The following is a 12,276-nucleotide window of genomic DNA, read 5'->3' on the forward strand; positions in this document are numbered from 1 at the left end:
CTCTAGGGGAGTATGTCAATCATAGGACTCTCCCCGGCCAGCGGACCTGCGCGCCGGATGCTGGGCTGGAGGCCGGGATGACCAATGATTGCCTGTTCTGCCGGATCGCGCGCGGCGAGATCGCCTGCCACGCCGTTCATGAGGACGAGGATGTCCTCGCCTTTCTCGACATCCATCCGGTCCGGCCGGGCCATACGCTGGTGATCCCGCGCGCCCATTATCCCTGGTTCGAGGACATCCCGCCCGAGCTCGCCGGCAAGATCATGACGGTGTCGCAACGCCTCGCCCGCGAGATGAAGGCGCTCTACCCGGTCGAGCGGGTCGCCATGCTCTACACCGGCATCCATGTGAACCACGCCCATGCCCATATCGTGCCGATGCATCACCGGCACGACATCACCTCGGCGGTCTATCTCGAGCAGGGCATCGAGGCTTTCACGCTGCCGGCGCAGCCGCCCGTGCAGGAGCTGGAGGAGGTCGCTGCGGCCTTGCGAAGGCGCCTCGCCCCTTAGATCGCCGCGCGTCCGTTCGGACGCGGTCACGGCGATCTATCTCATTGTTATCGCATCTGAATTTTCGAAAATGGAGTCCACTTTTCGGCCCGATGCTATAGTCCGCAAGAACCCGGCCTTCCGACCCGAGCCGCTCCGGAAACGCCAGCCCGATAGCTGGTCGAAACGAAAAAAGCCGCGCGAACCGGGTTCGCGCGGCCTCGTGATGCAGGGCGGAGACGGATCAGTACTTGCGGACGACGTGGGTGGCCGGCGCGTAGATCGGCTGCTCCTTCGGGCCGCAGCAATCCGGGTCGCCGAAATTCCAGCGCATGCCGATGCGGATGTCGTGGCTATCGATGTCCTTGACCTTCAGCGGGCCCTGGATCTGCCCGGTGAAGGCATTGACCAGACGGCCCGAATGGGCGTCGCCGAGATTGAGATAGCGGTAGCCGAGCTCGAGGGTCAGGTTCTTGTTCACCTCGTAGCCGACACCGGCCATCAGCGCCCAGGCCATGTTGGTGTTCGAGCCGCTGCCGGCCGTGCCGAGCGTCGGCTGGATGATCGCGGCGTATTCGCCGGTGGGATCGATCCAGTTGGCGCCCTGGTCGGTGAGACCCGTCACGCGGTTCTGCGCCACGCCGATACCGGCGCCGAGATAGGGCGTCAGGCAGTTCCAGGTGCCGAGATCGACATAGGCGTTGAACAGCGCCACCATCGAGCTGACATTGCCCTTATAGGTGTTGGTCAGGATGCCGGGCCGGCCGAAGTTGTTGGTGTAGTCCCACCTGTCCGTGGCGCTGGCCTCGCCGCCGCCGCGAAATTCGAGCGTACCGTCGATGCGGAACCAGTTGTTGAAGCGATAGCCGAGACCGAGCCCGGCGAAGAAGGTCGTCGTGCGATCCCCCTCGCTGATGAAGACTCCGCCCGCATTGCGCAGATCGTCCTGCTCGTACTTGCCGATGCTGGTGATGCCGACGCCGACATCGCCGCGCAGATAGATGCCCGAGGAAAGCGTGCCGCGCAGCGCGACGGGCTCCGGCGGAGGCGGCGGAGGAGCGACCGGGAAATCAGCAGCCTTGGCGACGGCGGAAGCGCCCAGAGCCATGGCGCCGGCGAGCGCTAGGGTTTTAAGGCTGCCCATGGCAGGGTTCCTTCGTGTTTGCGCAGGCGGAACGCAGCTCGCGCGAGTTACCGATGGGAAGACCTTGCCATTGATTTCTTAAACGACACTTAACCTTAAAACCTAACCCTACTTTTGCGTGAACGAGAGTGCTGCAGCGCCCCGGAGCTCAGACTCTCGGCCACATCACCTTTGGCCATGCTTGACCGCGCCGAATACCGGGCCGGCCCGGGGGCCACGAGACAAAGAAGCGCCGGAGCCTTGCGCATGGCTCCGGCGCTGCCGTGATTTGCAGCCCTGTCTGGTTCGCGGCGACGGAAGACGCGGCGAAACGAAAGCCGGGTTCAGGCCGCGGCTTTCGCCACCGCCTCCACGACCTCGTCGACCGCCCGCATGACCAGGTCGCGATCATCGCCCTCGGCCATGACCCGGATCACCGGCTCCGTGCCGGAGGGCCGGATCACCAGGCGCCCGCTCTCGCCCAGCATCTGCTCTGCGGCCTTGATCGCGCTGACCACCGGCTTCTCCTCCAGCGGCCGTCCCTGCTTGTAGCGGACGTTCTTGAGGATCTGCGGCAGCGGCTCGAAGCAATGGCAGACCTCGGAAACCGGCTTCTCCTTGCGCTTCACCACCGCCAGCAGCTGCAGCGCCGCGACCAGCCCGTCGCCGGTCGTCGCATAATCGGAGAGGATGATATGGCCCGACTGCTCGCCGCCGAGATTGAAACCATTGGCCCTCATATGCTCCAGCACATAGCGATCGCCGACGGCGGTGCGGGCCAGCGACAGGCCCAGCCCAGCCAAATAGCGCTCAAGCCCGAGATTGGACATCACGGTCGCGACGATCCCCGGCGCCGAAAGCAGCCCGTCCTCCTGCCAGCTGCGCGCGATCACGCCCATCAGCTGATCGCCATCGACGACCTGCCCGTTCTCGTCAACGATCAGCACGCGGTCGGCATCGCCATCGAGCGCGATGCCGACATCGGCGCGCAGCTCGCGAACCTTCTGGCTCAGCGCCTCCGGCTTGGTCGAGCCGACATCGCGGTTGATGTTGAAGCCGTCCGGCTCGACGCCGATGGCGATGACTTCGGCCCCGAGTTCCCAGAGCGCCTCGGGCGCGACCTTGTAGCCGGCGCCGTTGGCGCAGTCGACGACGATGCGCAGCCCCTCCAGGCTGAGATTGCGCGGCAAGGTGCGCTTGGCGAATTCGATATAGCGGGCGTCGGCGCTCTCGATGCGCTTCGCTCGCCCGAGCGCCGGCGAAGCCGAAAGCTGCTTGCCGAGATCGGAGTCGATCAGCCGGGTGATCTCGGACTCGACCTCGTCGGAGAGTTTGTAGCCGTCCGGCCCGAACAGCTTGATGCCATTGTCTTCATAGGCGTTGTGCGAGGCGGAGATCATCACGCCGAGATCGGAACGCATCGAGCGCGTCAGCATCGCGACGGCGGGCGTCGGCATCGGCCCCAGGAGCAGGACGTCCATGCCGACCGAGGTGAAGCCGGCGACGAGCGCGTTCTCGATCATGTAGCCCGACAGCCGCGTGTCCTTGCCGATCACGACGCGATGGCGGTGTTCGCCGCGGCGAAAGGCAAGACCGGTCGCCTGGCCCACCCGCAGCGCCAGATCCGGCGTGATCACGCCATTGGCGCGGCCGCGAATGCCATCGGTGCCGAAGTATTTGCGTGTCATGGTCGAAGTTCTTCCCTGGAGCCTTGCAGGCTCGACATTACCTTGTGCGGTCATACAGGCTGAAAGCCCGCTCATCTCCTCACAAATTGTGACGAAACGTATCCGCCCTGCGCCGCCATGGACGCCTTCGAGGGAAACCTCCGAGCAGAGCCTTCCGAAGCCTGCCCCTCTCGAAGAAAAGGGCGGCCCGATGGGCCGCCCGATTTCGTTCTCCTGAAGACCGCCTCAGGCCTGCGGCTGCGGCTCCAGACCGGCATCGGGCTCGTCGCGCTTGCGGCCCTTGCCGGCGCTCGGCACGGCCGAGCCGCGCGGAGCGTGCGGCGTGTCGTCGGTATCGCGCATCGGGCGCTTGCCGGCGATCAGGTCGCGGATCTCGTCGCCGGTCAGCGTCTCGAACTCGAGCAGCGCCTCGGCCACCGCGACGAACTCGTCATGGTGCTTGCTGAGGATCTCCTTGGCGTCGAGATAGCCCTGATTGACCAGGCGGCGGACTTCGCTGTCGATCTTCTGCGCTGTCGATTCCGAGATGCTCTGGCTGCGGCCCATCGACATGCCCAGGAAGACCTCCTCCTGATTGTCGCCATAAGCGACCAGGCCGAGCTCCTCCGAATAGCCCATCTGCGTGACCATGGCCTTCGCCATCTTGGTCGCCTGCTGGATGTCGCCGGTCGCGCCGGAGGTGATGTTCTCCTTGCCGAAGGTGATCTCCTCGGCAACGCGCCCGCCCATGGCGACCGCGAGCTGCGAGGTGAACTCCTTGAACTTCATCGAGTAGCGATCCCCCTCCGGCAGGAACTTGACCATGCCGAGGGCGCGTCCGCGCGGGATGATCGTCGCCTTGTGGACAGGAATGCCGGCCGGGACATAGAGACCGACGATGGCGTGACCGGCCTCGTGATAGGCGGTCAGCTTCTTCTCCTCCTCGGACATCGCCATCGATTTGCGCTCGGCGCCCATCATGACCTTGTCCTTGGCGTCCTCGAATTCGAGATGCGTGACCATGCGCTTGCCACGACGGGCGGCGAGGAGAGCGGCCTCGTTGACGAGATTCATCAGGTCGGCGCCGGAGAAGCCGGGCGTACCGCGGGCCAGCACCTTGAGGTCGACATCCGGAGCGAGCGGGACCTTGCGCACATGCACGCGCAGGATCTTCTCGCGGCCGGCGACATCTGGGTTCGGCACGACGATCTGGCGGTCGAAACGGCCGGGACGCAGCAGCGCCGGGTCGAGCACGTCGGGGCGGTTGGTCGCGGCGATGATGATCACGCCCTCGTTCGGCTCGAAGCCGTCCATCTCGACCAGGAGCTGGTTGAGGGTCTGCTCGCGCTCGTCATTGCCGCCGCCGAGGCCGGCGCCGCGATGACGGCCGACGGCGTCGATCTCGTCGATGAAGATGATGCAGGGCGCGTTCTTCTTGGCCTGCTCGAACATGTCGCGGACACGGGATGCGCCGACGCCGACGAACATCTCGACGAAGTCCGATCCCGAGATCGTGAAGAACGGCACGTTCGCCTCGCCGGCAACGGCGCGCGCGGTCAGCGTCTTACCGGTGCCCGGAGGGCCGACCAGCAGCACGCCGCGCGGGATGCGGCCGCCGAGGCGCTGGAACTTCTGGGGATCGCGCAGGAACTCGACGATCTCCTGCAGATCCTCCTTGGCCTCGTCGATGCCGGCGACGTCCTCGAAGGTGACGCGGCCATGCGCCTCGGTGAGGAGCTTCGCCTTCGACTTGCCGAAGCCCATGGCGCGGCCGGCGCCGTTCTGCATCTGGCGGGACATGAAGATCCACAGGCCGATGAAGATCACGAAGGGCAGCGAATTGACCAGCAGCGCCATGAACCAGGGCGTGCCCTCGGACGGAGCGCGGGCCGAGACCTGAACGCCCTTCTGCGCCAGCGTCTTCAGCAGGGCCGGGTCGCCATAGGGCGCATAGGTCACGAAACTGCGGCCATCCGAAAAGGTGCCGGTGATCTCCTGACCGGCCACCACGACATTGGTGATACGCCCGGCCTCGGACTCGTTGATCAGCTGGCTGTAGGGGATCTCATTGGTGCTGACCCGTTGGCTCGGGCTCTGGAACAGGGTGACCAGCGCCAGAACCAGCAGGAAGATCACCACCCAGAGGGCAAAATTTCGGAAATTCGGATTCATCAGGGTTCCGATCCGCTCTCCAGCGGAAGTGCCGGACGAGCCTGAGATATTCACGGTCTAATCTAGGAGCCTCTGCCCTTTTTGCCAAGGGAAGGCTGCGTTTTGCCCGCCTCATTCCGCCGCAGGGTGAACGCCGCGTCGCCGCGGCGGCTCGCGCGTTACGGTCAGGACCCCGTCGCCGGCAAGCCGCAGCACGCAGCCGGCGAGCGTGCGTCGGAGCGGTTGGCCATCTCGCACCGCCTCGGCCAGGGCGAGAGCACAGCTTTCCAGTCTTTCGAGACGCATGTCGGGCCTCGCTGCGACATCCGGCTGGAACGCCGCCAGCGCTCGCCCCAGAACGCGGATGATCATCTCCTCCGGCTCGCGGCACAGGGCCGCAAAATCGAGCCGCAAACCGTCTTCACCCCACGTCGACAAGGCGGGCAGCAAGGCCGCCATACGCTGATCCAGCGCCTGTTCCGCTCGTGCAATTCGTGTCGCGAGCTGGCCAAGCCGGGCCGATGTCAGCCCCTCCTCCGCCAATAGCGGCATCAGCCTGCGCCAGCGCACGCGGGTGAAATTCGAATCCTCGTTCGACGGATCGCTGGCATGATCGAGACCGCGTGCCAGACAGGTGGCGACGAGGCGCGCCTTCGCGACCCCGAGCAGCGGACGGACCAGCGGCACGCCTTCCTTGACGGTACGCGCGCGCATGCCGGAAAGGCCGCCAGGGCCCGAACCCTTCGCCATCCGCATCAGCAGGGTCTCGGCCTGGTCGTCGAGCGTATGAGCGGTGACAATGACGCCCCCGCCAAGCGCCCTCATCTGCTCGGCGAGCAGCGCATAGCGCGCCAGCCGTGCCTGCTCCTGCAGGCCCGAGCGGGGCTTCTCGCCCTCCCAACGGATGATGGCATGGGGAACATCGAGGCCGCGGCAGAGACGCCCGACCGCAGACGCCTCCATAGCGGCCTCAGATCGCAGGCCATGATCGACGGTCGCGGCATGGAGTGCGGGCCGCCCCGCAAGGGCCTTCGCCCAGTCAGAGAGCAGGGCGAGCAGCGCGATGGAATCGGGGCCGCCCGACACGGCGACCAGCAGACGCTCCTCGGCGGCCAGCGGCGCGAACAGCGCCTCCGCTTCGGCCTCCGAGAGTGCCGCCGGCGCGGCGGCGGCAGGCAGCGCCGCGCTCAAGCGCAGCGGGCGCGCTTCTGCTCGCGCTCGACACCCTTGCGCACCGCGTTCGAGGCGCCGGGATAATCGATCCCGACCTTGGCATAGGTGGCGCAGGCCTGGTCGCGGGCACCGAGGCCGTTCAGCGCCATGCCGAGCTTGAGCAGGCTGTCGGGGCCCTTGCCGGCCTTGGGATAATCACGCGAGATCTTCAGGAACTGCTCGGCGGCCTCGCGATAGCGCTGGCGCTGGAAATAGCTCTCGCCAAGCCAGAAGGTCGCGTCGGGCGCGAGCCGGTCACGCGGATAGCTCTGCAGGAATTCGCGGAAGCTCATCTCGGCCCGCTCATATTCCTTGCGCAGCACATGGGCATAGGCGACGTCGTAGATTTCCCGCGGGCTGGCGGCCTGACCGGCGGCGGCGACGCTCGGACCACGCGGCGCGGCCGGCGGCAGCGCGCCTTGCGGCTGACGGCCGACGCCGGAAATATCGAGCGGCCCCTGCCCTGCCGTGGAGCTGCCGGCGAAATCATCGTCGATCACTTCGCCGATCCGGCGCGGCGCACCGGCCGCGCTCGGATTGGCCGCGGGATCGAAGGCGTCGCCGCGGCGCTGGCGCGATGGCTGGGGCGGCGGCGAGGCCGGCGCGGCGCCGGAACGCGCGCCACCGCGCTCGGAAAACCGGAAGTCGACATCCTCCTGGAATTTCCGGAGTTGCTCGGTCAGGCGCCGGTTCTCGAACTGCAACTGCTCGATCTGGCCCGAGAGCTGGCGCAGCTGGTTCTCGAGCCGCGTCGTACGCACCAGCAGGTCGGCGGCATCCTGCGCAGAGGCCGGCAGCGCCCCGACGCCGACGACAAAGGCCAGCGCCGCGGCGGCGACGCCATGAAGAACACCCCGTCGCTTCGCAGAGGAAACGCAGATTCTCGACCCAATCATCATCCAGCAAACCGCCCTACGTCGAAACCAGAGCCTATCACACCGCGATACCACGGCCAAAATGTGAAAGGGCCGGCGCTTTCCTCTCGGGAAGCGCCGGCCCTCTCGAGTCCCGGAGGGAACCTCAGACGCCGGCGCCGGCGTCGAGCACGGTCACGGAGCGGCGGTTCTGCGACCAGCAGGAGATATCGTTGCAGACAGCGACGGGGCGCTCCTTGCCATAGGAGATCGTGCGCATCCGGTTGGCCGGGATGCCGCGCGAAGCCAGATAGTCGCGCACCGTCTGGGCGCGGCGGGCACCGAGCGAATAGTTGTATTCGCGGGTGCCGCGCTCGTCGGCATGGCCCTCGATGGTGAAATTATAGCGCGGATAGCGCCCGAGCCAGGCCGACTGCTTGTCGAGCGTGGCCACGGCGGTCGGGGTCAGATCGGTCGAATCGGTCTCGAAGAACACGCGGTCGCCGACATTGACGACGAAGTCCTGAGCGCTGCCCGGGGTCGCCGCTCCGCCAGCGCCGAAGCCATCGGCATTCTGGTCTTTGGCGCAGGCGCCGAGGGCGAGCGCGCCCAGCATGGCGACGGCGAAGCGCGCGGTGCGCGCGCTGGCGGCGAAGGACGCGAGCATAATGTTTCTCCGGGCTTTCCAAGGCGAGGACGCGCCTTTTCGGCGTCGCACGTCCTGCAATCAATGATGTATCAACCTAAACGAGACCTTGCCAAACCAAGGCGAAGTGGCGGCATTGCGGCGCATGGTTAACAAAACGCCACCATCTACTGCATTCACCCGCCTGTGGCAAAAATGTACCATAGACATGCTGCGGCTGGCCGAGCCGCGTCCTGAAAACGCACCGGCACCGCTGAAAGCGGCCTGCCTGCCGCCGCGGTCCGTGCGGAGATCCCCCGGCCCAAGCACTGCGCCGGCGCAGACCCCCCGGATTCTCCCCGCCCTGCTCAGCGCGCCGCGGTGAGCAGGGGCGACCAGGTCGGGTCCGAGGCGAAGGCCGGTGTCGGCACCGGCACTTCGACGCGCCCGGTGATGTCGACCATGTATAGCTTACCGCCGGACTGCCCGCCGGGATCGCGGAAGAACATGATGTACTGGCCGTTCGGCGCCCAGTTCGGCGCCTCGTTGTGGAACCCCTCGGTCAGGATGCGCTCACCCGAGCCGTCGGGCCGCATCACGCCGATCGAGAAGGCGCCGCCGCCCTGACGGGTGAAGGCGATGAGATCGCCGCGCGGCGACCATGAAGGCTGCGAATAGGAGCCCTGGCCGAAGGAGATGCGCTTGCCCTCGCCGCCACCGGCGCCCATCAGATAGAGCTGCTGCGAGCCGCCGCGATCGCTCTCGAAGACGATCTGCGCGCCATCGGGCGAATAGGAGGGCGAGGTGTCGATCGCCGGGGTCGAGGTCAGTCGCGTCGTGGTGCGCGAGCCGATGTCGATCGCGTAGAGATTGGCATTGCCCCCCTGCTGCAGGCTGAGTGCGATGCGCGCGCCATTGGGCGAGAAGCGCGGGCTCGTCGTCATGTCGGGGAAGTTGCCGACGACCTGGCGCTGCCCGGTCTCGATGTTGAGCACATGGACGCGCGGCGGTTCACCGGTGCGCTGGGCCATATAGGTGACTTCCTGCGCCACGGGCGAGTAGCGCGGGGTCACCACGGCGGTCTCGCCGCCGGTCAGATAGCGCACATTGGCGCCGTCCTGGTCCATGATGGCGAGGCGCTTGCGGCGGTTCTCCTTCGTCCCGGACTCGTCGACGAAGACGACGCGGGTGTCGAAGAAGCCACCGACGCCGGTGACCTTGGTGAAGACCGCATCCGAGATGATGTGCCCGACGCGGCGGGAATTATTGGGATCGGTGAAGTATTGCTGGCCGTCGATCTGCTGGCCCGTCAGCACGTCCCAGAGCCGGAACTCGGCCTTGAGGCGGCCGGCACCGTCGCGCGAGACGCGGCCCGTCACCAGCGCCTGGATGCCGGCGCTCTTCCAGGCCTCGAATTGCGGCACGCTGTCGAAGGGCGGGTTCTTCTCGGGATGGCGCGCCTTTTCGATCGGCAGGAAATAGCCGCAGCGCTTCAGATTATTGGTGATGATGCCCGAAACCTGGACCCCGCCCTCGCCCGCGAAATCGGCGATCGCGATCGGCATCGGCTGGAAGGTGCCCTTACGCAGGTCGATGACCAGCTCGGCGCGCGCCGCGGCCGGCAACAAGGCCGTGCCGGCGAGTGCTGCGCCGCCGAGAGCCAAGGCATGGCGGCGCGTCAGCCCGGGCGCGCACGGCGCCGTCCGGATGATGGGGAGAGGATAGCGGTCGATCGCGGTCACAGCACGTCCCTTGCGTCGAAATTGACGACGACATCACGCCAATCGTCATAATACGCGGCAAACTGAGCGGGAATACGCAGCGGCGAGCAGCGCCGCGTCGCCGTCAGAGCCGAATCCGCCGCGACCCGGAAGAGCGGGTCGGACGAGGAATTGGTCACGCTCGCCTGGCCGAGCAGCGAGCCGTCGGTATTGAGCTTCATCCGGACCTGGGGCACCACCGGCTTCTGCGAGCTCTGCAGCGCGATCGGCACGTTCCAGCACTTCTGCAACTGGTCCTGGATGATGCCCATCAGCTGCGCCCTCAGCGAGGGCGAGAGCTTCTGCGAGGTCCCGGTCTGGGTGCCGAGCGAAGCGGTGCGGTTGATCTGCGGCGCGCTCGAGCCCGAGGACTGCGCCTGCTCCTTCGACTGCAGCAGCTTGGCGATGTCATTCGGATTGAAATTCTTGGCGAGCTCGGCCTCGCGCTTGGCCTTGGCCTCCGCTTCGCGCTTCGCCTTGGCTTCCGCCGCGAGCTTGGCCTTATGCTCGGCTTCCGCCTTGGCCTTGGCTTCGGCTTCGGCCTTCGCCTTGGCGAGCTTGGCGGCCTCAGCCTTGGCCTGCGCCTCCGCTTCGGCCTTCGCCTTGGCGGCGGCCTTGGCCTCTTCCTCGGCCTGCTTGGCCTTGCTCTCGCGCTCGGCCTCTTCGGCCAGCTTCGCCAGCTCCTCGCGGCGCTGCTCGGCCTCGCGGGCCGCGGCCTGCTCGGTCTTCTGCGGCGGCTGCTTCACCGGCTCGGCCGGCGGGGTCGGCTTCGGCGTCGGCCGCGAGGGCGGCAGCGGCGCCGCGACATTCTCCTCGGCGACCTTGAGCTCGGGCGGACGCGAGGGCGGCGCCGGCGTGTCGTGCTTGGCCTCTCCGGCCTCCTTGCGCTCGACCACCTCGGACTGGCGTTCGGCGCGTTGCTGCGGCTGCTCCTGGACCTTCTCGGCCTGGCGCTCGCCGCGCGTCACCTGGTTCAGCGCGGACGGGTCGATCACCTCGACGGCGATCGCCTCCATATGCTCCGGCAGCGGGTTCGGCGAGGAAAACGCCAGCAGCCCCGCGACCAGGAAGGACGCGTGGCCCAGGGCGGAAACCGCCAAGCCCGGTTCGGAACGCGAAACCATCAACGCGGCAGCATCCTCTTGCTCAGTGCGTGCTCGGCTCGGTGACCAGCGCCACGCGCTTGAAGCCGGCGCTGGTGATGGTCGACATCACCGAGGCGACGCGGCCGTAGTCGACCTGCTTGTGGCCACGAACATAGATCCGGTCGTCGAAGCCCTGCTTGGCGATCGCCTGCAGCTTCTGCACGAGGTCGGGCTCCAGCGTCGGCTGGTCCTGCAGGAAGATCTGGCCCTTGTCGTCGATTGCGATGGTGATCGGCTTCTGGTCGACATTGATCGGCTTGGCGCCGGTCTGCGGCAGGTCGATCGGCACGCCCGTCGCGATCAGCGGCGCGGCGACCATGAAGATGATCAGAAGCACCAGCATGACGTCGATGAACGGCGTCATATTGATCTCGGCGATGGCGCCGTGCCGCCGGCGGCGGCTGCGACGTCCCCCGGCCCTGGCGCCGGCTGCGGCTGACATTCCCATCCGCGCCGCTCCTTAAGCCGCCAGCCGTTCGTCGATCTGCCGCGACAGGATCGCGGAGAACTCGTCGGCGAAAGCTTCCAGCCGGTTCTGCGCCTTGGCGACCTCGGCCTGCAGCTTGTTGTAGGCCATCAGCGCGGGGATCGCGGCGAACAGGCCGATCGCGGTGGCGAACAGCGCCTCGGCAATGCCCGGCGCCACGACGGCGAGAGAGGAATTCTTCGAGACCGCGATCGCGGTGAAGGAGTTCATGATGCCCCAGACCGTGCCGAACAGGCCGATGAACGGAGCTGCCGAAGCGATGGTGGAAAGCACCAGCAGCTTCGATTCCAGCCGCTCCGCCTCGCGCTGGATGGTGACGTCGAGCACCTTGTCGATGCGCTGCGACAGGCTTGCGACCGAGCGCCCGCCATTCTCGAAGGAGCGCTTCCATTCGCGCATCGCCGCGACGAAGACCGCGGCCATATCGCTGACCGGCCGGTTGGCGAGCTCGCGATAAAGCTCCTCGAGCGAGCGGCCCGACCAGAACACCTCCTCGAAGGCGTCCATGTCGCGGCGGGTGCGGCGGTAGAGCAGGGTCTTGTCGACGATGATCGACCAGCACCAGACGGACGCGGCCAAGAGTCCGATCATCACGATCTTGACGACGAAATGCGCGTGCCAGAACAGCGACCAGAACGACATGTCGATCTGCGGCGCGACCTGCGCAACCTCCGCGGCGGGGTTCATCCTGTCATCCTTCTGCCTGGCCGATGCGAAATCCGACCGACTCCGCACAGCCCGCTAGACGCGCCGCGAAGTTC

The 12,276-nt window shown here is 66.8% G+C and carries 11 protein-coding genes; 1 reads left to right on the forward strand and 10 read right to left on the reverse strand.

Annotation, left to right across the window (positions count from 1 at the left end):
- Positions 1-77 precede the first annotated feature (77 nt).
- Positions 78-512, forward strand: a complete 435-nt coding sequence (locus tag J0J10_RS18930) for an HIT family protein (RefSeq protein ID WP_291648216.1) — start codon at positions 78-80, stop codon at positions 510-512.
- 223 nt (positions 513-735) lie between these two features.
- Here J0J10_RS18930 and J0J10_RS18935 read toward each other — a convergent pair whose 3' ends face one another.
- The 10 genes from J0J10_RS18935 to tolQ all read right to left on the reverse strand — a co-directional run bounded on the left by J0J10_RS18935 (position 736) and on the right by tolQ (position 12,202).
- On the reverse strand, positions 736-1,635 hold the full coding sequence (locus J0J10_RS18935) for an outer membrane protein (RefSeq protein ID WP_291648217.1): 900 nt from the start codon (positions 1,633-1,635) through the stop codon (positions 736-738).
- Between the two features lie 323 nt (positions 1,636-1,958).
- Positions 1,959-3,302, reverse strand: coding sequence for a phosphoglucosamine mutase (gene glmM / locus J0J10_RS18940; RefSeq protein WP_291642591.1), 1,344 nt, complete (start codon positions 3,300-3,302; stop codon positions 1,959-1,961).
- A gap of 225 nt (positions 3,303-3,527) precedes the next feature.
- Entirely contained in the window at positions 3,528-5,453 is a 1,926-nt protein-coding gene (ftsH, locus tag J0J10_RS18945) for an ATP-dependent zinc metalloprotease FtsH (RefSeq protein WP_291642592.1), read from the reverse strand.
- 111 nt (positions 5,454-5,564) lie between these two features.
- A complete protein-coding gene (gene tilS, locus J0J10_RS18950; RefSeq protein WP_291648219.1) occupies positions 5,565-6,623 on the reverse strand; it encodes a tRNA lysidine(34) synthetase TilS in 1,059 nt (352 codons plus the stop codon).
- Entirely contained in the window at positions 6,620-7,543 is a 924-nt protein-coding gene (ybgF, locus tag J0J10_RS18955; RefSeq protein ID WP_291648221.1) for a tol-pal system protein YbgF, read from the reverse strand. Before ybgF ends, tilS begins: the two co-directional genes overlap by 4 nt.
- Positions 7,544-7,664: 121 nt before the next feature.
- Entirely contained in the window at positions 7,665-8,165 is a 501-nt protein-coding gene (gene pal, locus J0J10_RS18960; RefSeq protein ID WP_291648223.1) for a peptidoglycan-associated lipoprotein Pal, read from the reverse strand.
- 326 nt (positions 8,166-8,491) lie between these two features.
- Positions 8,492-9,805, reverse strand: a complete 1,314-nt coding sequence (gene tolB, locus J0J10_RS18965; RefSeq protein WP_465247225.1) for a Tol-Pal system beta propeller repeat protein TolB — start codon at positions 9,803-9,805, stop codon at positions 8,492-8,494.
- Between the two features lie 56 nt (positions 9,806-9,861).
- Positions 9,862-10,983, reverse strand: a complete 1,122-nt coding sequence (gene tolA / locus J0J10_RS18970; RefSeq protein WP_291648225.1) for a cell envelope integrity protein TolA — start codon at positions 10,981-10,983, stop codon at positions 9,862-9,864.
- Between the two features lie 46 nt (positions 10,984-11,029).
- Positions 11,030-11,476, reverse strand: coding sequence for a protein TolR (gene tolR / locus J0J10_RS18975; RefSeq protein ID WP_291641446.1), 447 nt, complete (start codon positions 11,474-11,476; stop codon positions 11,030-11,032).
- A gap of 12 nt (positions 11,477-11,488) precedes the next feature.
- Positions 11,489-12,202: a protein TolQ gene (gene tolQ, locus J0J10_RS18980; protein ID WP_291641444.1), complete on the reverse strand. Its 714-nt coding sequence runs from the start codon at positions 12,200-12,202 to the stop codon at positions 11,489-11,491.
- Between the last annotated feature and the right edge of the window lie 74 nt (positions 12,203-12,276).

Source organism: Allobosea sp. (assembly GCF_017308075.1).
Taxonomy (GTDB): Bacteria; Pseudomonadota; Alphaproteobacteria; order Rhizobiales; family Beijerinckiaceae; genus Allobosea.